The organism is Paenibacillus phoenicis, from assembly GCF_034718895.1.
Taxonomy (GTDB): domain Bacteria; phylum Bacillota; class Bacilli; order Paenibacillales; family Paenibacillaceae; genus Fontibacillus; species Fontibacillus phoenicis.
This window is the reverse complement of record NZ_JAYERP010000001.1, coordinates 2,618,072-2,638,974: the sequence shown is the minus strand read 5'-3', so window position 1 is coordinate 2,638,974 and position 20,903 is coordinate 2,618,072. Positions and strand designations below refer to the sequence as shown.

18 protein-coding genes and 1 tRNA gene are annotated in these 20,903 nt (G+C 52.9%); 18 read left to right on the top strand and 1 reads right to left on the bottom strand.

What is annotated here, in order from left to right; translation table 11 throughout:
- Nucleotides 1-15: 15 nt before the first annotated feature.
- The 6 genes from U9M73_RS12410 to U9M73_RS12385 all read left to right on the top strand — a co-directional run bounded on the left by U9M73_RS12410 (nucleotide 16) and on the right by U9M73_RS12385 (nucleotide 5,061).
- On the top strand, nucleotides 16-1,020 hold the full coding sequence (locus U9M73_RS12410) for an ABC transporter permease (RefSeq protein ID WP_009225139.1): 1,005 nt from the start codon (nucleotides 16-18) through the stop codon (nucleotides 1,018-1,020).
- 12 nt (nucleotides 1,021-1,032) lie between these two features.
- On the top strand, nucleotides 1,033-1,932 hold the full coding sequence (gene nikC, locus U9M73_RS12405) for a nickel transporter permease (protein ID WP_260070332.1): 900 nt from the start codon (nucleotides 1,033-1,035) through the stop codon (nucleotides 1,930-1,932).
- A gap of 125 nt (nucleotides 1,933-2,057) precedes the next feature.
- A complete protein-coding gene (locus U9M73_RS12400) occupies nucleotides 2,058-3,008 on the top strand; it encodes an L-lactate dehydrogenase (RefSeq protein WP_323077487.1) in 951 nt (316 codons plus the stop codon).
- Nucleotides 3,009-3,149: 141 nt separating this feature from the next.
- Nucleotides 3,150-3,722 (top strand): GNAT family N-acetyltransferase, encoded by a 573-nt coding sequence (locus U9M73_RS12395; RefSeq protein ID WP_323077485.1) that lies wholly within the window; start codon nucleotides 3,150-3,152, stop codon nucleotides 3,720-3,722.
- 163 nt (nucleotides 3,723-3,885) lie between these two features.
- Entirely contained in the window at nucleotides 3,886-4,557 is a 672-nt protein-coding gene (locus U9M73_RS12390) for an alpha/beta fold hydrolase (protein ID WP_323077482.1), read from the top strand.
- 69 nt (nucleotides 4,558-4,626) lie between these two features.
- Entirely contained in the window at nucleotides 4,627-5,061 is a 435-nt protein-coding gene (locus U9M73_RS12385) for a DUF1801 domain-containing protein (RefSeq protein ID WP_009225144.1), read from the top strand.
- A gap of 530 nt (nucleotides 5,062-5,591) precedes the next feature.
- Here U9M73_RS12385 and U9M73_RS12380 read toward each other — a convergent pair.
- Nucleotides 5,592-5,665 (bottom strand) — tRNA-Arg (locus tag U9M73_RS12380).
- A gap of 262 nt (nucleotides 5,666-5,927) precedes the next feature.
- Here U9M73_RS12380 and U9M73_RS12375 point away from each other — a divergent pair.
- The 12 genes from U9M73_RS12375 (at nucleotide 5,928) to U9M73_RS12320 (ending at nucleotide 20,902) form a co-directional block, all read left to right on the top strand.
- On the top strand, nucleotides 5,928-6,821 hold the full coding sequence (locus U9M73_RS12375; protein WP_009225145.1) for a hypothetical protein: 894 nt from the start codon (nucleotides 5,928-5,930) through the stop codon (nucleotides 6,819-6,821).
- Nucleotides 6,822-7,070: 249 nt separating this feature from the next.
- Nucleotides 7,071-8,492 carry a trigger factor gene (gene tig, locus U9M73_RS12370; protein WP_323077479.1) on the top strand — a complete coding sequence of 474 codons (1,422 nt, stop codon included), beginning with the start codon at nucleotides 7,071-7,073 and terminating at the stop codon, nucleotides 8,490-8,492.
- Between the two features lie 254 nt (nucleotides 8,493-8,746).
- Complete coding sequence (gene clpP, locus U9M73_RS12365) at nucleotides 8,747-9,337, top strand: ATP-dependent Clp endopeptidase proteolytic subunit ClpP (protein WP_009225147.1); 591 nt, start codon at nucleotides 8,747-8,749, stop codon at nucleotides 9,335-9,337.
- A 12-nt stretch (nucleotides 9,338-9,349) separates the two neighbouring features.
- Nucleotides 9,350-10,606: an ATP-dependent protease ATP-binding subunit ClpX gene (gene clpX, locus U9M73_RS12360; protein WP_009225148.1), complete on the top strand. Its 1,257-nt coding sequence runs from the start codon at nucleotides 9,350-9,352 to the stop codon at nucleotides 10,604-10,606.
- Nucleotides 10,607-10,727: 121 nt separating this feature from the next.
- Nucleotides 10,728-11,849, top strand: a complete 1,122-nt coding sequence (ispG, locus tag U9M73_RS12355) for a flavodoxin-dependent (E)-4-hydroxy-3-methylbut-2-enyl-diphosphate synthase (protein WP_009225149.1) — start codon at nucleotides 10,728-10,730, stop codon at nucleotides 11,847-11,849.
- A 172-nt stretch (nucleotides 11,850-12,021) separates the two neighbouring features.
- On the top strand, nucleotides 12,022-13,740 hold the full coding sequence (gene lonB / locus U9M73_RS12350; protein WP_323077475.1) for an ATP-dependent protease LonB: 1,719 nt from the start codon (nucleotides 12,022-12,024) through the stop codon (nucleotides 13,738-13,740).
- Nucleotides 13,741-13,889: 149 nt separating this feature from the next.
- Nucleotides 13,890-16,226, top strand: coding sequence for an endopeptidase La (gene lon / locus U9M73_RS12345; protein ID WP_323077474.1), 2,337 nt, complete (start codon nucleotides 13,890-13,892; stop codon nucleotides 16,224-16,226).
- Between the two features lie 51 nt (nucleotides 16,227-16,277).
- On the top strand, nucleotides 16,278-16,922 hold the full coding sequence (gene yihA / locus U9M73_RS12340; RefSeq protein ID WP_009225152.1) for a ribosome biogenesis GTP-binding protein YihA/YsxC: 645 nt from the start codon (nucleotides 16,278-16,280) through the stop codon (nucleotides 16,920-16,922).
- A gap of 196 nt (nucleotides 16,923-17,118) precedes the next feature.
- The gene (locus tag U9M73_RS12335) at nucleotides 17,119-17,703 is read left to right on the top strand and encodes a hypothetical protein (protein ID WP_009225153.1); all 585 of its coding nucleotides are present in this window, start codon (nucleotides 17,119-17,121) and stop codon (nucleotides 17,701-17,703) included.
- A gap of 319 nt (nucleotides 17,704-18,022) precedes the next feature.
- Nucleotides 18,023-18,421 (top strand): adenosylmethionine decarboxylase, encoded by a 399-nt coding sequence (gene speD / locus U9M73_RS12330; RefSeq protein WP_009225154.1) that lies wholly within the window; start codon nucleotides 18,023-18,025, stop codon nucleotides 18,419-18,421.
- Nucleotides 18,422-18,624: 203 nt separating this feature from the next.
- A complete protein-coding gene (gene hemA / locus U9M73_RS12325) occupies nucleotides 18,625-20,070 on the top strand; it encodes a glutamyl-tRNA reductase (RefSeq protein ID WP_323077473.1) in 1,446 nt (481 codons plus the stop codon).
- A 205-nt stretch (nucleotides 20,071-20,275) separates the two neighbouring features.
- Entirely contained in the window at nucleotides 20,276-20,902 is a 627-nt protein-coding gene (locus U9M73_RS12320) for a precorrin-2 dehydrogenase/sirohydrochlorin ferrochelatase family protein (protein ID WP_323077472.1), read from the top strand.
- The last annotated feature ends 1 nt before the right edge of the window (nucleotide 20,903 follow it).

The following is a 20,903-nucleotide window of genomic DNA, read 5'->3' as shown; positions in this document are numbered from 1 at the left end:
CAGGTGAACCTCATCTTGAAAGCTTATATTTTGAAAAGAATACTCATCATGGTTCCTGTCCTAGTCGGCATGACGATTATCGTGTTTTCCATTATCCATGCGATTCCCGGTGATCCTGCGGAAACGATTCTGGGGCAGAAGGCAACGGAGCAGTCCAAGGAAGCGCTCCGCGAGCAACTGGGCCTGAACAATCCGTGGTATCAGCAGTATTTCACGTACATGGGAGATTTGTTGAAAGGTGACCTGGGGCAATCGATCCGCACGAGAGTACCGATTGCCCAGGAGATTGCCCCCTATCTGGCGGCTACGGCGGAACTAACCGTGGCAGCCATGGCGTTTGCGATCTTCTTTGGCGTGAATGCCGGCATCATCAGCGCCTGGAAGCAAAACTCGTGGTTCGATTACATTTGCATGCTGATCGCGTTGATTGGGGTATCGATGCCAATCTTCTGGCTCGGGCTGATGGAGCAGTGGATCTTCTCGCTTAAATTGCATTGGCTGCCTTCCATCGGGCGGATGAACCAACGTGATCCGGTTGAAGCGGTCACCAATCTGTATCTGATCGACAGCATGATCGCAGGCCGCTGGGATCAGTTATGGACGGTGTGCAGGCATTTGATTTTACCAAGTGTCGCGCTGGGTACGATTCCGATGGCGATTATCGCCCGGATGACGCGGTCGAGTATGCTGGAAGTCATGAATTCCGATTTCGTTCGCACGGCCAAGGCCAAAGGGTTGTCGCAATTTATTGTCATCTATAAACACGCCTTGAAAAATGCATTTATTCCCGTGCTGACGGTCATCGGACTGCAAACTGGCGCATTGCTTGGCGGTGCGGTTTTGACCGAAACGATCTTCGCATGGCCTGGTGTGGGACGGTATATTTACGAAGCGATCAGCTCGCGTGATTATCCGGTAATTCAATCCGGCATTCTGGTTATCGCCTTTATTTTCGTCATTATCAATCTGATCGTGGATTTGCTGTACGCAGCGGTCGATCCACGCATCCGTTACCGGTAAAGGAGGGAAACCATGGCAGAGGCAACTACAGCAAGCACAAACCGCAGCACCGCCGTCCCGGCCGGGAAGGTTTCCGGACCTTGGCGCGATGCGTGGAAAGCGTTCCGCAAAAATAAAATCGCCATGGCCGGCCTGATCATGATCGTGTTTTTCATTCTGATCGCCTTGCTGGCCCCGGTGATTGCTCCTTATGAATTTGACAAGCAGGTTTTGCGCGACCGCTTAAAACCGCCGTCCTCATCGCATTGGTTTGGGACGGACGATCTGGGACGCGACCTGTTCACCCGCGTATTATACGGGGCGCGAATCTCCTTATGGGTGGGGACGTTCTCCGTTGTGGGATCAATCATTTTGGGGACGCTCTTCGGCATTCTGGCAGGGTTCTACGGCAAATGGATCGATATGGTGATTTCGCGCCTGTTCGATATTTTGCTGGCGTTCCCGAGCATTTTGCTGGCGATCGCGATCGTGGCCATCCTTGGTCCGTCGCTGCAAAACGCGTTGCTTGCCATCGCCATCGTCAACATCCCAACGTATGGGCGGCTGGTGCGGGCGAAGGTGCTTAGCCTGAAGAACGAAGAGTATATCACTGCAGCACGGGCAATCGGGATGAAAAACAGCGCGATTTTGCTGCGGCACATCCTGCCAAACAGCTTGACGCCAATCATCGTGCAAGGCACGCTGGGAATCGCTACGGCGATTATCGAAGCGGCTGCGCTGGGCTTCCTTGGTTTAGGTGCTCAGCCGCCTACACCGGAATGGGGCAAGATGCTGTCTGACTCGCGTCAATTCATCGCCACCGCTCCGTGGACTGTAGTTTTCCCGGGGATTTCGATCATGCTGACCGTACTTGCCTTCAACCTGATGGGCGACGGTTTGCGTGACGCGCTTGACCCGCGGATGAAAAGTTAAATCCATCGTTATGAACTGTCGGGAGGATTCCCGGCAGTTTTTTTGTGTGTTGCACCAAATATACGGTCTGCGGTTATAATTTAGGCATCGGATATAGAGAATGGATAGGAGAAGGAGGCGGCAGAATGGCTAAAAAAGCGAGGAAGGTAACGATCGTTGGTTCCGGCCTGGTCGGTACGGCTTGCGCTTATTCCATGATCAATCAATCGATCTGCGAAGAAATTATGATGATTGACCGGACGTATGATCGTGCGGTGGCACATGCGCTGGATTTGTCGCATTGCATGGATTTTACGCCAACCCGTACGAAGGTATATGCTGGCCGGCTGGAGGACTGCCGCGACATGGATGTGGTTGTGCTGACGGCAGGGGCGAATCCCAAGCCGGGGCAAACGCGGCTGGATGTGCTGGGCGAGGCGGAGAAGATTACGCGGGATATCGTCAGCCGCATCGTGGATGGAGGATTTGACGGCGTGTTTGTCGTCGCTGCCAATCCGGTGGACATCGTGACCTATATTGTACGCGAGGTGTCGGGATTCCCGCGGAACCGGGTGATCGGCACTGGGACCTCCATCGATTCGGCGCGGCTCAAAACGCTGCTGTCGGAGGTATTTGCTGTTGATCCGCGCAGTGTAAACGGGTATGCGATGGGAGAGCACGGGGATTCGCAGTTTGTGGCCTGGTCGCATGTCACGATCGGCGGGAAACCGCTACTGCACATTTTGGAGCAGCATAAGGAGCGGTTCCGCCACGTCAAGCTGGACGAAATCGCGCAAAAAACCAAAGATGCGGGATGGGAGATTTTTACCCGTAAGGGCAACACCCAGTTTGGGATTGGGAACGCGCTCGCTTATATCGTGAGATCCATCTTAAACGACGAGCACAAAATCATCGCCGTTTCGGTTGTGCTGGAGGGGGAATATGGACAGACCGGAGTTTGTGCCGGTGTGCCTGCCATTATCGGTGACGGCGGGATCGAGGAAGTGCTGGAACTGAACTTGACCTGGGAGGAACAGCGCAAATTTACGCAATCCTGCGATATTTTGAAGGCGGCGATTGCAAGTCTTCAACTCTAATCATGTTTAGCAGCTGTCGGTTGGCGGTTTATCAGAGCATCCGTTCGATGGGGAACGGATGTTTTTTTATTTTTCCTGGAGAGGTCTGATTCTGTGCTTAAGTCGCGGGAAGGGGGAATCCGCCTGAGGACCGTTCTGTGCATGTTTCACCTTTTTATACAGGCGGCGGAGATTTTTGTGGAAGGCTTTTACGACTCGCTGCGATACTTTACTTCGGACCGGGACAAACTGGCGAAAGCCATTGTGCATGCTTTGGTCAGAGAGCAGTTTTTTGTTGCCTTGGAAAGGGAGCAGGTTCTGGGGATATTCGCGTATTCCGCGGGGCAGAAGCGGGCTTTCCGGTTTCAACGGGCTGAGCTTCAGCGGGAACTTGGCTGGTTGCGGGGAAGTTTGTTTTATTTCCTTGTCCGTCGGGAGCTGGAAAAACCGCTGCATTTGGCGGAGGGCCAATGTTATTTCGAGGCGGTTGCTACGGCAAAGCAAGCACGGGGTCGTGGGGTTGCCAGCCAACTGAACAACGAACTGATATCTCGTTTAGGTTATGACGATTATATTTTGGAGGTTGTTGATACCAATACCGCAGCGATTCGTTTATATGAACGATTGGGGTATGCCGAGTTTCGGCGGAAGCCGCAGCGCTGGTTTCGGAAGCAGGCGGGGTTTAATGCCAGGTTGTATATGAGATGGATGCAAGACCAGGCGCGACCAGAATAAGGTGTGGTAAATTTAGGTCTAGACAAGAACATATATTCTCTTTATGATGAGGGCATCATGCGGCCGATCGTGCTGATTCACGGGTTTACGCTTGACCATCGCCTGATGAGCGGCTGCATGGAACCGATATTTCAGAATCGCACGGGGTGGAGAAGGATTTACCTTGATTTGCCATTTGCCGGGGACGGGAAAGTCGAAGAATTATGCGGGTGTTGAGAATACGGACGGGATGCTGGATGCGGTGCTGGAGTTGATCGATGGGTTGGTGCCGGAATCGCGGTTTGCGGTAGTTGGTGAGTCCTACGGCGGGTACTTGACGAGAGGGATCATTGCCTGTCGTCCCGAACGAGTTGAGGGGGTGGTGTTTATTTGCCCCTTGATCATGGCGGATCCAGATCAACGGGAACTGCCGGACCATACGGTTATTTATGAGGATCCGGCGTTGATTCATGAACTGTCTCCCGAGGAGTATGATGATTTTTGCTCGATGAGCGCAGTTTTGGATCGGCACACCTGGAGAAGGTATGCAAACGAGATCGTTCCCGGCTGTCGCATGGCAGATTCCGCTTTTTTGGACAAGATTCGGGCACGGTATGGGTTTTCTTTTCTGATCGATCGGGAGAAGTTTGACGCGCCTTCGTTATTCCTGCTCGGCAGGCAGGACACGTCGGTGGGATATGCGGATGCGCTCCGCTTTTTAGAGCTGTATCCGTGCGGTACGCTTGCGGTCATGGACCGGGCCGGGCATAACCTGCAGATTGAGCAAGAGGACACGTTTAACGCGTTGGTGAACGAGTGGCTGGATCGAGTGGAGGAAGCTAAGGATAAGGAATAATAAAATGAGACAGGCTTGCGGTGGGACTTGAATTGGCGGGATACGGAGATTCTTGAGGGAGGTTTCTGAATGTACGAGTTGAAGACCAAAGAAAACGACAACAGTGTCATCGAGTTCATTGAAGGGGTGGCCGATGCCAAGAAGCGAGAGGATGCCTATCGGTTACTGGATATTTTTACAGAGACAACGGGGTATCCGGCCAAAATGTGGGGCCCCAGCATCATCGGCTTTGGCTCCTACCACTACAAATACGCCTCCGGCCACGAAGGGGATGCGCCGCTGGTTGGCTTCTCGCCTCGGAAGGCGAAGATCAGCCTATATCTTGCCGCGGATGATCCGGGACGAGGCGCTTTGCTGGAATCCTTCGGGAAGCATACCCAAGGGAAAGGGTGTGTTTACATTAATAAAGTCGCCGACATCGATGTGGACGTGCTGCGTAAGTTGATCCGGCATTCGGTCGAGCACCTTCAGAAGTTGTATCCGAATGATGGGGGAAGGAGCTAGCTGGTAAGCGGCTCTTTCTTTGTGTCGGAAACGGTAAGGGGATTCGGTGCGGGAAATCGGTATAGGAACTGGTATGAGGAACTGTTGTGGGACGGTTATAGCGGCGCGTAGGGTAGCAACTAGGGGGGCGTCGTCGTCCGCAATGGTCGGCCATGGTTCACCTTGTCCGCCGTCGTCTGCCTTGCCCGCCGTGTGGTCCGCCTTGTCCGCCGTCGTCCGAAATATATGCGAAAAATCGAATAGAATTCAACGGGTAACGGTACTTTTGGGCGATTATATATGAAATTTCATGCTTATTTGGACCATCAGAGGTCGAAAGGCCGAAATCTATATGAAAAATCGAATAGATTTGGCGATATTGGCTGTTTCGGTCTGAATTATATATGAAATTTCGAATAGAATTCGGTTGCTGCTATATCCCAGTCACATCGGCCCTACTCGCATGGGCGGCCTCGCTCCGACGACCCCCACCGGGGTTCTCACCCTCCTGGGAACGCAAAAACACTCTCCGTTTGGAGAGTGTTTCGTCACGTCCCAGGAGGGATTCGAACCCCCGACCGACGGCTTAGAAGGCCGTTGCTCTATCCAGCTGAGCTACTGGGACATCTCAAATATGAAAAACACAAGCAAAATACATTATATCACATGTAAGGTTGTTGGGCAATAACTTATAAAGAAAAATTGACATGCCGCAGATGAAAAGGGCGATCGCCGCGATCTGATCCGCGTTCTAATCCGACGATTTGGCCCAAGAGGTTTTTGCCTTCGCAAGGGACTATGCTATAATCTCAATTAATTGCGATTCGGAGGAGAAAGGAGGTACCCTTATCAGCAGTTCACGACCCGATGAGAAAGACAACATTGTCTTGTTTCCCAAAACGTTGGACTATTACCAGATCGAACTGACCCGTATGCTGGAGACCGAAAGATATGGGGAGGCCGTAGAGCTCCTGCAATTTCTGCTTCAATGCCAGGGAGAGGATCCAAGGCATTACGAGGAATGGCAGGCTTTACTGGAGTGGCTGACCAGCGCATTTCCCGCGCTGAAAGACGGCATATCGGATTCGGAACCACAGGGCTTCGAGGGAGATGAGGAAACAGAGGAAATGCTCGCTCGTCGGCTCGCGGAGGCCAAGCTAGCCGAAGATGCGGGTTATACGGACAAGCTGTTAGCTGCCGTGAGGGACAAGCCGCTCTCGGAGCAGACGTTCCTTGCCCTGGAACAGCTTGCATACCTGGATCGTCCCGAGATCGATGACGCGCTGATCGGCTGGATCAGCCGGGAGGAGATGCATCCGCTTCTTCAATATCGGGTACTGCAAACGCTGCGCCGCCGCGGAACGACGGGGACGCTGGTGATCATGCGCGGAGGGGAGCGGGTGGAAGTGGAGATTGAGGCAGTCCCGCTCAAGCCTGAGGATTTCCCGCCAGCCGTGCAAATGGTGCTTGATCGCGTAGGCGACCAGACGCAGGTGCATGATCCGACCCTTTACTATTTCGCTCAGGAATTATGGTCACAGTTTGTCATGGTACTATATGGTACGGCGGATTACCGCTCGCTCCTGGTCGAAGAAGATGCGATCATCGATATTTGGGCGGCGGCGCTGCATCAGATGGTGGCAGATAGCTTGTCCGGAAGCCAAACGGATGAGGAGATTCGCGCCATGTACGGAATTACCGATGGACTGCGGCTGCGATATGAGCAAGTCTGCCGAACGATTGGCAAATTCGTTGCGTCGGGACGAATCCACGGCATGTAACCATTGGGTGAGAGTGCAGCAGAAGATCACTCTATCAACCTTGCAAATAGGATTTGCCCAATACCTGACTGTGGTTCGGCTCTTGTAAAAAGATGTATTGTTGTTTATAATATAATGGTTATTCTGATCGTGTTCATAGAGACAGCTATACTGGAACCCAAGAGCAAGACACCTTGAAAATAGCTGTTTTAGTCGCGATTCGGTTTCAGTATTTAAAGTATATGTGAAATTTGGAGGGGAAAGCATAAAATGAAAGCAACTTGGGAAAAAATAGAGAAGAACCTCGGTGTACTCGAGGTTGAGGTGGAGGCGGAACGCGTAGCCGCCGCACTGGATAAAGCTTTCCAAAAGGTTGTTAAGAAAGTAAACGTACCTGGTTTCCGCAAAGGTAAAGTGCCTCGGCCGATTTTCGAAGCACGTTTTGGCGTGGAAAGCTTGTATCAAGATGCAATCGACATCCTGTTGCCTGAAGTGTACACTGAAGCGGTTGATCAAACGGACATTTTCCCGGTAGATCGTCCTGAAGTGGACATCGAGCAATTTGCTAAAGGACAACCTTTCAAGTTCAAAGCAAGAATCACGGTTAAACCAGAAGTGAAGCTTGGCGACTACAAAGGCGTAGAAGTTCCTGCCATTAACGTTGAAGTCAGCGACGAAGAGCTGAACAACGAATTGGAGCGTCTGCAACAACGCCATGCTGAACTTATTGTCATCGACGATGAGCCGGCTAAGAACGGCGACACCGTTGTTATCGACTTTGACGGTTCCGTAGACGGCGTGCCTTTCGAAGGCGGCAAAGCTGAACGTTATTCCCTGGAGCTTGGAAGCAACACGTTTATCCCTGGCTTCGAGGATCAAGTTGTAGGCTTGGCTACCGGCGACTTCAAGGACGTTACGGTAACTTTCCCGGAAACGTACCATGCAGAAGAGCTGGCTGGCAAAGAAGCTGTGTTCAAAGTCAAAGTTCACGAAATCAAACGCAAACAACTGCCTGAACTGGACGACGAGTTCGCGAAAGACGTTAGCGAATTTGACACGTTGGACGAGTTCAAAGAAGATTTGAAGAAACAGCTTGCGGCTCGCAAAGAGCAAGAAGCAAAAGCAGCCCGCGAAGGGGCAATTGTTGATAAAGTCGGCGAGAACGCTGAAGTCGAAATTCCGGAAGCGATGATCAAAGGCGAAGTTGAGAACATGATTCGCGACTTCGACAACCGTCTTCGCGCACAAGGCATGAACCTGGATATGTTCCTGGGCTTCTCCGGTCAAACAGTGGACGACCTCAGAGGACAAATGCAAGGGGACGCTGAGAAACGCGTTCGCAACAACCTGGTGCTTGAAGCCATCGCTAAAGCCGAGAAGATCGAAGTCACTCAAGACGAAATCAACAAAGAGCTGAACGATATGGCGGAAGCTTACAAACGTACGCCGGAAGAAATCCGCAACATTTTGGCAGCTAACGGTTCTTTGGGCAGCTTGAATGAGGAAATCCTGATCCGCAAGACGATCCAGTTCTTGCTGGAGAACAGCAAGGAAGTTCCGGCTGAGCAAGCGGAAGCAAAGTCCAAAGAAGCTAAACCGGCTGCTAAGAAATCGACGAAGAAGTCGACCAAAGCCGAAGCGAAAGCAGACGCTGACAAAACTGAAGCCGAAGAAGCCCAAGGCGAGGAATAATTCACTCCAGCCAGATCCCGCTTCTTTGTATACATCACGATAAAAGTTAGGGCACGTATGATAAAATGCGTGCCTTAATTTTTCATCTCCAGATGATACATTTATTTCCATCGCGCACGGGACAAGCCTAAGGTTATATAATGTGTAAAAACGAACATAAACTGTACTGGGCGAAAAATGACACGGGGCTTCGAACATGATAGAATGTTTTACGTAAGCGCAAGGGAAATTGAAAAGGAAAAGAGGTTGGTCGCATGAGTCTGGTACCTATGGTCGTAGAACAAACGAATCGAGGAGAACGGTCGTACGACATCTATTCGAGACTCCTTAAAGATCGCATTATTTTTCTCAGCAACGCAATTGATGATGAAGTTGCCAATCTCGTGATTGCCCAACTGTTGTTCTTGGCAGCTGAAGATCCTGAGAAAGATATTCACCTGTACATCAATTCTCCGGGGGGTTCCGTTACCGCGGGGATGGGTATATATGATACGATGCAATATATCAAGCCCGATGTGTCCACCATCTGTGTCGGGATGGCGGCCAGCATGGGATCATTGCTGCTGACAGCAGGGGCCCCTGGCAAACGTTATGCGCTTCCGAACAGCGAAGTGATGATTCACCAACCGCTTGGCGGCGTTCGCGGTCAGGCAACGGATATTAAAATTCATGCCGATTGGATCATCAAGACAAGACAAAAGCTGAATCAGATCTATGTAGAGCGGACGGGTCAACCCCTTGAAAAAATCGAGCGCGATACAGACCGCGACTTCTTCATGAGCGCGGAAGAGGCTAAGGCCTACGGGATTATCGATCAGGTGATCTCCAAGCCCACTAATCTATAAAGGGGTGTTTACATGTTTAAGTTTAACGATGAAAAAGGCCAACTAAAATGCTCGTTCTGCGGCAAATCGCAAGAGCAAGTACGCAAGCTTGTTGCCGGACCCGGCGTTTATATATGCGACGAATGCATTGAGCTGTGCACGGAAATCGTGGAGGAGGAACTTGGCCACGAGGAAGAGCTGGATCTGAAGGAAATTCCGAAGCCAAAGGAAATCCGCGATATTTTGGACCAGTACGTCATTGGTCAGGAGCAAGCGAAGAAATCGCTGTCCGTTGCGGTTTACAACCACTACAAGCGGATTAATACGCAGAACAAGATCGAGGATGTTGAGCTGCAGAAGAGTAACATCCTGCTGCTAGGCCCTACAGGTTCGGGGAAAACACTCCTTGCCCAAACGATGGCCAAAATCCTGAACGTTCCATTCGCGATCGCCGATGCCACTTCCTTGACGGAAGCCGGCTATGTCGGTGAAGACGTGGAAAACATTCTGCTGAAACTGATTCAGGCTGCCGATTATGACGTGGAAAAAGCGGAACGCGGCATCATTTACATCGACGAGATCGATAAAGTGGCGCGTAAATCGGAGAATCCTTCGATTACCCGCGACGTTTCCGGCGAAGGTGTGCAGCAAGCGCTGTTGAAAATTTTGGAAGGTACGGTGGCTTCCGTTCCTCCGCAAGGCGGACGCAAACATCCGCATCAAGAATTTATCCAAATCGATACGACGAACATTTTGTTCATCTGTGGCGGGGCGTTTGACGGCCTGGAGCAAATGATCAAGCGTCGGATCGGTAAGAAGGTTATTGGCTTTAACGCGGCGAATGACGGGCAAAAAGAACTCAAACCGGGCGAATACCTGTCGATGGTATTGCCGGAGGACTTGCTGAAATTCGGATTGATTCCGGAATTCGTTGGCCGTCTGCCGGTCATCTCGACCCTCGAACCGCTGGATGAGAAGACGCTGGTGCGCATTTTGTCCGAGCCGAAGAACGCTTTGGTGAAGCAATATCAGAAGCTGCTTGAGCTGGACAACGTGAACCTGCAGTTCGAACCGAAGGCGCTAGAAGCGATCGCTCGGGAAGCGATCAAGCGGAATACCGGAGCCCGCGGACTTCGCGCCATCATTGAGGGCATTATGCTTGACGTGATGTACGAAGTGCCTTCCCGCGACGATATTACGGATTGCGTGATCACCGAGAAGGTCGTTCTGGAGAAAACGGTGCCGGAATTGGCTTCCAAGCCAAACAAGAAACAAGAAGAAAGCGCGTAAGCGGGGAACCGCCGGGTGCGCTAAAATAAAGGTCAAGGTTCTCCACCTTTGCGGTTGTCGTGCCCTATATCTGGGCGCGCCCGCGGGGGTGGAGCTTTGATCGTTATGGGAGAGACCAGACATGACATTCTTGAGACAAGATACGCGGCCGGTTAAAGTCGGAAATCTGACGATCGGCGGCAGCAACGAAGTCATCATCCAAAGCATGTGTACGACGAAAACGGCAGATGTCGAGGCAACGGTAGCCGAGATTCTCCGGTTGGAGGAAGCAGGTTGCCAACTGGTACGCGTGACGGTGAATAACGAGGAAGCGGCTGCGGCGATCAAGGAGATCAAGAAACGGATTCATATCCCGCTGGTCGCTGACATTCACTTTAACTACAAGCTGGCGCTGCTGGCGATCGAAAACGGCATCGATAAGGTCCGGATTAATCCGGGGAATATCGGCCGCCGCGAAAAGGTTGAAGCGGTGGTCAAAGCGTGCAAGGAACGCGGCATTCCGATTCGGATCGGCGTGAACGCCGGTTCGCTGGAGAACCACTTATTGGAGAAATACGGCTACCCAACGCCCGAAGCGATGGTCGAAAGCGCCTTGTACCATATCGGGATTTTGGAGGATCTGGACTTCCATGACATTATCGTGTCGCTGAAGGCCTCGGACGTGCCGATGGCCATTGCGGCCTATACCAAAGCGGCAGAGGTCATTCCATACCCGCTGCATTTGGGCATTACGGAAGCTGGAACCTTGTTCTCCGGCACGGTGAAGAGTGCAGCTGGTATCGGCGCCCTCTTGTCGATGGGGATCGGCTCGACGGTCCGGATTTCGCTGAGTGCGGATCCGGTAGAGGAAGTGAAGGTGGCGCGCGAGCTGTTGAAGACGTTTGGGTTGATTACCAATGCAGCGACGCTTGTCTCCTGCCCGACCTGCGGCCGGCTGGATATTGACCTGTTCTCCATCGCCAACGAGGTGGAGGCGTATATCGCCAACCTGAAGGTGCCGATTAAGGTATCCGTGCTCGGTTGTGCCGTCAACGGCCCGGGCGAAGCGCGCGAAGCCGACATCGGGATCGCCGGAGCTCGCGGGGAAGGGTTGCTGTTCCGTTACGGGGAAATGATCCGGAAGGTTCCGGAAGCCGAGCTGCTAAGCGAATTAAAGAAAGAAATTGACCATATCGTGGAGGTGTACGAAGCGACCGGAGAAATTCCGGGACGCAAGGAGCACCGGGCCCGCGTGAAGTCTTGATTGAATATAAATCCGTACCGCAGTCTGCTTGAATGCAGGCTGCGTTTTTTTGTTGCCCGCTTCAACACGAACTATCCCTTAGAATATCCCAACTTGAAAAATCCTTGTTTTACCTTGGAGCGAAAAGGCTATACTACCAAGTATCAGTATAAGAGTGGGAGGCGTAACGCGTATGGATCTAAATGTTATCCTGATGGCGGTCCAAATGTTTTTTGCCGTCGTGATTGGGCTTTATTTCTGGAATCAGCTGCGCAGTCAAAAAGGCAACCGGCTGGCGGTAGACCGGGAATCGCGCAAGGAAATGGAGAAATTGCGCAAGCTAAGGGCCGTCTCGCTCACCAAGCCGCTTGCGGAGCGTACCCGTCCGGCCTCGATGAACGACATCGTTGGGCAAAAGGACGGTTTGCGTGCGCTGAAAGCGGCGCTTTGCAGCGCCAACCCGCAGCATGTGATCATTTACGGTCCGCCGGGCGTAGGAAAAACGGCGGCAGCACGCGTTGTGATGGAGGAAGCGAAGAAAAATCCGGTATCTCCCTTTAAATCCGATGCCAAATTTGTTGAAATTGATGCAACGATCGCCCGCTTCGACGAGCGCGGCATCGCTGACCCGCTGATCGGTTCGGTGCATGATCCGATCTACCAAGGGGCGGGGGCGATGGGGGTTGCCGGCATTCCGCAGCCGAAGCCCGGTGCCGTGACGAAGGCGCATGGCGGGATTTTGTTTATCGATGAGATCGGCGAATTGCATTCGATCCAAATGAATAAACTTTTGAAGGTTTTAGAGGATCGCAAGGTGTTTCTGGAGAGTGCGTATTATAACTCCGAAGACTCCAATACGCCGGCGTATATCCACGATATTTTCCAAAATGGCTTGCCTGCGGATTTCCGCTTGGTTGGCGCGACAACCCGCTCGCCGCAGGAGATCCCGGCCGCTTTACGCTCGCGGTGCATGGAGATTTATTTCCGGCCGCTGCTGCCGGAGGAAATCGCCCAAATTGCAGAGGATGCGGTGAAGCGAATTGGCTTCCAGCCTTATCCGGAAGCGATTGAAGTGATTAAGAAATATGCGACGAACGGCCGCGAAGCCGTTAATATGGTGCAACTCGCTGCCGGTCTGGCCCTCACCGAGAAGCGCGACCAACTGCTGGCATCGGACTTGGAATGGGTGGCCACGAGCAGTCAACTGGCGCCGCGACCGGATCGCAAAGTACCGGATCAGCCTGCAGTTGGTGTCGTCAATGGCCTGGCCGTGTACGGGGCAAACATGGGCACATTGCTGGAAATTGAAGCTACGGCGGTTCCTGCTGAAAAGGGTAAAGGCACCTACAACATCACCGGTGTCGTAGACGAAGAGGAAATCGGCGGAGGCAGCCGCACGCTGCGCCGCAAGAGCATGGCCAGAGGCTCGGTGGAAAATGTCCTGACTGTCCTGCAGCGGATCGGGCTGAATCCGCCGAGCTATCACCTTCATATCAACTTCCCGGGGGGAACCCCGATCGACGGTCCTTCTGCCGGGTTAGCCATCGCGACTGCGATCGCCTCGGCGATCAAGCAGGTGCCAGTGAACAATCAGATCGCCATGACCGGCGAACTGGGGATTCACGGCAAGGTGAAGCCGGTTGGCGGCGTCGTGGCGAAGGTGGAGGCGGCATTCCAGGCTGGCGCCACGACGGTGCTGATTCCGAAGGACAACTGGCAATCGTTGTTTGAAGGCTTGGAAGGCCTGCGGGTAATCCCTGTCGAGACGTTAGGTGAAGTGTTCCGCCACGTCTTTGGTCCCGAGGCCGAGAAGAATCTGGAGTTGCCGATCGGCGGCGACCTGTTTGCTCCGGCAACAGCTCCCGCGCCTTTTCTGCACGCAGAGTCACCTTCGCAAGGCGGAGCGATGTAAGCCGGGCCAGCAGAGGTTACCTATGCGTCATGCTCATACACATTCCGGGGAGCGGCTGCTTGAGGCGGTCGCTCCTCGTTGGTGTTTTTATGTAACATTTGCTAAAATAGCAATGAAATCTACAGAGAACGTTTGGAGGTGCATAAGCGATGGGACCCCATAAATCCAAAGGCCGGCGATTTCCGCTGCTGCCGCTGCGCGGTCTGCTCGTCTATCCAAGCATGGTACTGCACTTGGACGTGGGACGAGAGAAGTCGGTGAAAGCGCTGGAAAAAGCTATGGTCGAAGATAATCTGATTCTCCTCTGTTCTCAATCGGAAGTGAACATAGAAGAACCAACCCAAGAAGATATCTTTCGCATCGGCACCGTCGCAAAGGTGCGCCAGATGTTGAAGCTTCCCAACGGCACCATTCGTGTGCTGGTGGAAGGCATGGAACGCGCTGAAATTATCGAATATTTGGATAATGACGAATATTATGAGGTTATCGCCGAAGAGCGTCCGGAGGAAGAAACGGTGGATCCGGAAGTGGACGCACTAATGCGTACGGTGTTAACCCAATTCGAACATTATATCAACTTATCTAAGAAGGTCACGCCGGAGACGCTGGCAGCCGTATCAGACATTGAAGAAGCTGGTCGTTTGGCGGACGTAATCACCAGCCATTTGTCCTTGAAAATCAAGGATAAACAAGAAATCCTCGAAACAATCGATGTCCGCAAGCGGCTGGAGAAGCTGCTCGACATCTTAAATAACGAGCGCGAAGTGCTGGAGCTGGAGCGCAAAATCAACCAACGCGTCAAGAAGCAGATGGAGAAAACGCAGAAGGAATACTATTTGCGCGAGCAGATGAAGGCGATCCAGAAGGAGCTCGGCGAGAAGGAAGGGCGGGCCGGCGAAGCCGAAGAGCTGCGGGCCCAGCTCGAAGAGAAAGGGCTGCCGGAGAACGTCCGGGAGAAGGTCGAGAAGGAAATCGACCGCCTGGAGAAAATGCCGGCCAGCTCGGCGGAAGGCGGCGTCATCCGCAACTACGTGGATTGGCTGCTTAGCCTGCCGTGGAACAACAAGACCGAAGACGACCTCGACTTGGCCAAAGCGGAGCAAGTGCTGAACGAAGACCATTACGGCCTCGATAAGCCGAAGGAACGGGTTCTGGAATACTTGGCTGTGCAGAAGCTGGTCAAGAAGCTGAAAGGCCCGATCCTGTGCCTGGTCGGCCCGCCAGGGGTCGGGAAAACGTCGCTGGCCCGCTCCATCGCCCGTTCGCTAGGGCGTCAGTTCGTCCGCATTTCGCTGGGCGGCGTGCGGGACGAAGCAGAGATTCGGGGACACCGCCGCACCTATGTCGGCGCAATGCCGGGACGAATTATCCAAGGCATGAAAACGGCAGGAACGCTGAATCCGGTATTCTTGCTGGACGAGATCGACAAGATGGCTTCGGACTTCCGCGGCGATCCTTCCGCGGCGCTGCTTGAGGTGTTGGATCCGGAGCAAAACAACACTTTTTCCGATCATTTTATCGAGGTTCCGTTTGATCTATCCAACGTGATGTTCATTACGACTGCCAATGCGGTACATAACATTCCGCGGCCGTTGCTTGACCGGATGGAGACGTTGTTTATTCCGGGCTACACGGAGCTGGAGAAGCTGCAGATTGCCAACCGTTACTTGCTGCCTAAGCAAAAACGCGAGCATGGACTGGAGCCGGAGCAGCTAGAGGTTGGCGAAGATGTGCTGCTGCAAGTGATCCGCGAATATACCCGCGAATCCGGCGTGCGGAATCTGGAGCAGCAAGTGGCTGCATTATGCCGTAAAGCGGCGAAGCAGATCGTGTCCGAGAATAAGGAGAAAATTATCATCACAACGGACAATGTCAAGGATTTCCTTGGCCCAGCGAAATTCCGCTATGGGGTGGCCGAGCTGGAAGATCAAATCGGCACGGTAACGGGACTAGCCTGGACGGAGGTCGGCGGGGAGACGTTGGTCATCGAGGTGACCGTCGTACCGGGATCCGGGAAGCTGACGCTAACCGGTAAGCTGGGCGACGTGATGAAGGAATCGGCGCAAGCTGCCTTCAGCTACACCCGCTCCAAGGCGGCGGAGCTGGGGATTCCGCTCGATTTTCACGAGAAGAACGATATTCATATCCATATTCCCGAAGGGGCGATTCCGAAGGACGGTCCGTCGGCGGGCATTACGATCGCTACTGCGCTGATCTCGGCGTTGACGAACCGACACGTCTCCAAGGACGTCGCCATGACTGGCGAAATTACGCTGCGCGGACGCGTGCTGCCGATCGGCGGCTTGAAGGAGAAATCGCTTGCCGCGCATCGGGCGGGCTACCGTAAAGTCCTGATGCCGAAGGACAATGAGCGCGATCTGCGCGACATTCCGGACAGCGTTAAGGAGGACCTGGAGTTCGTACCGGTGTCACATATGGACCAGGTGCTCGAGCATGCGCTCGTAGAGCGTCCAGGGATGCACTAGCATGTAAGCGTGGCGCAAAGGTGCGTCATCGCTCAAGAGAGGAAATGAACGATGAAGGTAACCAAGGCTGAATTTATCATCAGCGCTGTTGGCCCCAATCAATATCCTGAGGACGCCTTGCCGGAGATCGCTCTGGCAGGGCGTTCCAATGTGGGCAAATCGTCGCTGATCAATCGGATGATTAACCGCAAAAACTTAGCGCGCACCAGCTCAACCCCCGGAAAAACGCAGCATCTGAACTATTACCGGGTGAATGACCGGCTCTACTTTGTGGACGTGCCAGGCTATGGGTATGCCAAAGTATCCAAGTCGCAGCGCGAGGTCTGGGGCAAAATGATCGAGAAGTACCTGCAGGAGCGGGAGACGCTGAAGCTGGTGCTGCAGATCATCGATCTGCGCCATCCGCCGACCAAGGACGACGAGCTGATGTACGACTGGCTGAAGGCGTACGAGCTTCCGGTGTGCGTCGTTGCCACCAAAGCCGACAAGGTGCCGAAATCGCGCTGGCAGAAGCACCTGAAAATTATCAAGGAAGCGCTGGTACTGCGGGCCGGGGATCCGTTGATCCTGTTCTCGGCGGAAGAGGGGATTGGCAAAGATGAGCTGTGGGCGCAAATCAAGCGGTATGCGGGGCTGGCGGAAGAAACCGAGGCTAAAAGCCCGGAAGCCTCCGATACAGAAAATGGGAAGAGCTAAGAATTCGGTAAATACGAAAGGGATTTGGAGCAGTTTCCGCAGGAAAGTGAGCATGCAGCGAAATTGTTCAGGTTAAAAACGGCTTAATGCCGTTTTTTCTGGAAAATGGCAAGAATTCACGTTTTGGCCGCTGAGCGTACGGTTGGAATCGTAGTGTATAATTATAATAAAGCGATTAAGAATTGAGGAGATTTGTATGGCTCAGCGGTTAGCCACAGAGTATGTCAATGCCAGTATGCGTTTAACGGAAGTTCAGATGTCGCAGTTTATTCACAAAGTCTACGATCCCCATGTGCGCCAGCGGGTCAAAGTGTTGGACAACGGCGGGCAAGAGGTCGTACTGGAGGATGACGGCGGTGAGGAAGTGCATCTTCCATTTGAACGTGTTGACGGTTATTATGTCTGCGAAATGTCTTTCCGCTTGGAAAAACCCCATTTAACGAACGTGATGAGACTGTTGTTCGCCGCCTTTAAAGGCTCCGGCATGGTCACCCGAATTTATAACGGATTCATGATGATGTATTATTATCAGGAAGGCCGGGTTCGCAAAATCGTCGAGTATTCTCGGGAATCCTACAAGCTTGTGTTCGAATACAAGGATGCGGCGGCGGAGCTGCAGCAAATTTACCGGAATAACGATATTGAGCTGGAAATCGCCCGGATCCGCAAAAACATTAATTCGCTGCTTGACCAGCGGTTTGTCGCGGATGAAGCGGATGTGGAACGCATCGACAATGAGCTGCGTCAATGCTCGCGAAGACTGTTTGTCCTAGAGGCATAAACTAAAATAGTTCAGTCCCCTAAACGGGTGTCACCAGAGAGAGGGCGACAACATAATGTACTAATGATAACTACCCTATTACAGGGTAGTTTTTTTATTCATGAACCGCGAACGGATGCAGGGATTTTGCCGAAAAAATAGGTTGCATTTGTCCGCAAGAGATGTTATTTTTAATCTCGTTGAAAAGAATATAGGAACCAGGATTCACTCAGGACATGGAGATGTTGCGAGAGATGTTTCCCTCGAGAAGTGAATGACGTAGGTCCTAGCGGATGAAATTTTTTCAAACATTTTATTCCTAGGAAGGGGGAGCCGGAAGATGGAATATTCAACTTTCGGAAGACACGTTGCGGTTGATGCTTGGGGAATCGACTATGAGGTGCTGAACAACGCCGGGTTGTTGGAAGCCCACTTGGTGGAAGCGGCGGAAGCTTGCGGAGCGACCATTTTGTCGATTCAATCCAGACAGTTTGAACCGCAAGGAGCCACCGTGCTTGTGATGTTGTCGGAAAGCCACCTCTCGATTCACACGTATCCTGAGAGAGGGTTTGCTGCTATTGATTGCTACACCTGCGGGGAATTTGTAGATCCGCAGCTGGCGATCGATTACCTGGTGTCCGTCTTGAATCCGGAGAAAACGTATGCGAAGAAGCTGATTCGGGGCTTAGGCGAGCTGGAAGTAGCCGAAGCGGATTCGAATCGCGCTGAATTTGTTTAAGCGAGGATAGATTTTCTAAAAAATTGGTAAAAAGCTTAACCATGGGTCATCCATGGTTATTTGTTTTGAATGAATGAAATTCATAAATAATTCATAAAAAACTCATAGAAATCCCAGGGGAGCCGAAGGCTACTGTGATATAATTAACATAGTTTGTTTGCGATACATGCTATTGACACTTCTTCAAGGCAGGTGAACTTGCAATGCACATCGTCGTAGTTGGGTTAAACTATCGCACGGCGCCTGTGGAAGTCAGGGAACGCTTTTCTTTAACAGATACGGACATGCCGCAAGCGCTGCAGGAGCTCTTACGTACCAAGAGTGTATTGGAAGGCGTAATTATTGCCACCTGCAATCGTACAGAAATCTATGCCGTAGTTGATCAACTGCACATGTGCGGGTCCTTCGTTCGCAGCTTTATGGAACGCTGGTTTGGGGTTCCTCGCGAAGAATTTACCCGCCATTTATATATATATGAAGACGAACAAGCGATTCGCCATCTGTTCCGCGTTGCGTGCGGTCTGGATTCGATGGTGCTGGGGGAAACCCAAATTCTCGGCCAGGTCAAAAATGCGTTCTTGCTCTCGCAAAGCGAGAAATGCACCGGAACATGGTTTAATATGTTGTTTAAACAAGCGGTCACGCTGGGCAAACGAGCCCATTCCGAAACCGCCATCGGGGAGAGCGCCGTTTCGATCAGCTATGCTGCCGTGGAGCTGGGCAAGCGGATTTTTGGCAGCTTTGAAGGCAAACGCGTGCTGATCCTTGGTGCCGGCAAGATGAGCGAGTTGACGGCCAAGCACTTGAGCGGTGCCGGTGCGGAAGAAGTGCTGGTAGCCAACCGGACATTTGCCCGGGCCCAGGAGCTTGCCGCGAAATTTCACGGTGTGCCATGCACCATGCAGGAAGCGATGGAACGGCTGGAAGAGGTGGATATTCTGATCAGCTCGACCGGTGCGGAAGGGTATGTAATCACTTCGGCACAGGTCGCCCGCAGCATGAAGGGGCGGATGGATCGCCCGTTGTTTATGATCGATATCGCGGTGCCGCGGGACATCGAGCCGTCCATCGGCGAGCTGGATCAGGTATTCCTGTATGACATCGATGATCTCGAAGGCATCGTAGAGAGCAACATGGAGATGCGCCGCGCAGAAGCGGTTAAGATCGAAGCCATGATAGAGGACGAAATCGCCGCCTTCGGAACATGGCTGCAGACGCTGGGCGTGAAGCCGGTCATTCGCGCGCTGCAGGAGAAGGCTTCCGATATTCACGAGAATACGTTGGACAGTCTCTTTAATAAGCTGCCGGAGCTGGATGAACGGCAACGCAAAGTGATTCGTCGCCTCACCAAGAGCATTTTAAATCAAGTGCTGCATGATCCGATTAACCGGATCAAGGAGATGGCTGGCGAAAGTCAAGGCACGAAAGCGCTGGAGATGTTTACGCAGATTTTTGCGCTGGAGGATCGTCTGGAAGCACAAAGCGATGCACCTTCCGCATCCGGCAAGGAGATCTCCGCCTCACGGGAAGCGCAAGAAATGTTAGCGTCCCGGGCGTCCGAAGGGTTGCCGGAGCTCGAAGATGGGCTCCCAAACCAGGTCTCCTTCGAGCCTGAGCCTTCGTTGCCGCTGGCGAAGGTGTCTGTATAATCTGGATAACTGGATATTCTACACCGCGAGAACGCCCTGAGCCCTCTGCCGGATGCACCCGAATCGATGGCTGATTCGACGCTGAAGCGGAGGGGGAAGGGCTTTTTTTGAAGGGATGAACATGGAAAATTGCGGCAGGGTAGGGTATGCTATTAATCAGTTGAAGTAGGAGGGATGCGCCATACCTTATTATGTGCCCGTCCTATTGAATTTGGCAGGCCGTCGCTGCGTCGTTATTGGCGGCGGACCGGTTGCCGAACGGAAGGCGACGATGCTGGCAGAGGCTGGAGCGGTAACGGTGGTGATTAGTCCCAACGTAACGGAAGGTCTGCAGCGGCTCCATCAGGAGCGGGAGCAAGTCGTATGGATCCAACGGGAGTATCAACAAGGGGATTTGGCCGGGGCGTTCCTCGCTTTTGCCGCGACCGATCGGCCGGAGGTCAACGCCGCTGTGGCCGCCGAAGCGGAGGCGGAGGGCATCCCGATGAATGACGCGGGCGAAGGGACGCGAGGCAGCATGATTACGCCCGGCGTTCTGCGCCGCGGGGGGCTGGTCGTTGCCGTCTCCACCTCGGGGGCGGGACCAACGGCCGCGCGGGAGCTGATCCGCGAGATTGATGAACACTTTGGCGAGGATTACGAGCGTTACATTGACTTTTTAAGCTCGGCACGGGCTTTCATTAAAGAGCGAATCGACGATCCCGGAAGACGGAAGCGTCTGTTTCGGAGGTTGGCCGAGACCGATATATTGACCTCGATCCGGGAAGGAAGCTTTGAGCCGTGGAGCGAAGCAGCCATGATCGCCTGGATTGAGGAACAGACGGAGGAATAAG

Coding starts and splice junctions, on each gene's coding strand:
- nikC (WP_260070332.1), top strand. CDS start 1,033: ATGGCAGAGGCAACTACAGCAAGCACAAACCGCAGCACCGCCGTCCCG.
- U9M73_RS12400 (WP_323077487.1), top strand. CDS start 2,058: ATGGCTAAAAAAGCGAGGAAGGTAACGATCGTTGGTTCCGGCCTGGTC.
- U9M73_RS12395 (WP_323077485.1), top strand. CDS start 3,150: ATGTTTCACCTTTTTATACAGGCGGCGGAGATTTTTGTGGAAGGCTTT.
- U9M73_RS12385 (WP_009225144.1), top strand. CDS start 4,627: ATGTACGAGTTGAAGACCAAAGAAAACGACAACAGTGTCATCGAGTTC.
- tig (WP_323077479.1), top strand. CDS start 7,071: ATGAAAGCAACTTGGGAAAAAATAGAGAAGAACCTCGGTGTACTCGAG.
- clpP (WP_009225147.1), top strand. CDS start 8,747: ATGAGTCTGGTACCTATGGTCGTAGAACAAACGAATCGAGGAGAACGG.
- clpX (WP_009225148.1), top strand. CDS start 9,350: ATGTTTAAGTTTAACGATGAAAAAGGCCAACTAAAATGCTCGTTCTGC.
- ispG (WP_009225149.1), top strand. CDS start 10,728: ATGACATTCTTGAGACAAGATACGCGGCCGGTTAAAGTCGGAAATCTG.
- lonB (WP_323077475.1), top strand. CDS start 12,022: ATGGATCTAAATGTTATCCTGATGGCGGTCCAAATGTTTTTTGCCGTC.
- lon (WP_323077474.1), top strand. CDS start 13,890: ATGGGACCCCATAAATCCAAAGGCCGGCGATTTCCGCTGCTGCCGCTG.
- yihA (WP_009225152.1), top strand. CDS start 16,278: ATGAAGGTAACCAAGGCTGAATTTATCATCAGCGCTGTTGGCCCCAAT.
- U9M73_RS12335 (WP_009225153.1), top strand. CDS start 17,119: ATGGCTCAGCGGTTAGCCACAGAGTATGTCAATGCCAGTATGCGTTTA.
- speD (WP_009225154.1), top strand. CDS start 18,023: ATGGAATATTCAACTTTCGGAAGACACGTTGCGGTTGATGCTTGGGGA.
- hemA (WP_323077473.1), top strand. CDS start 18,625: ATGCACATCGTCGTAGTTGGGTTAAACTATCGCACGGCGCCTGTGGAA.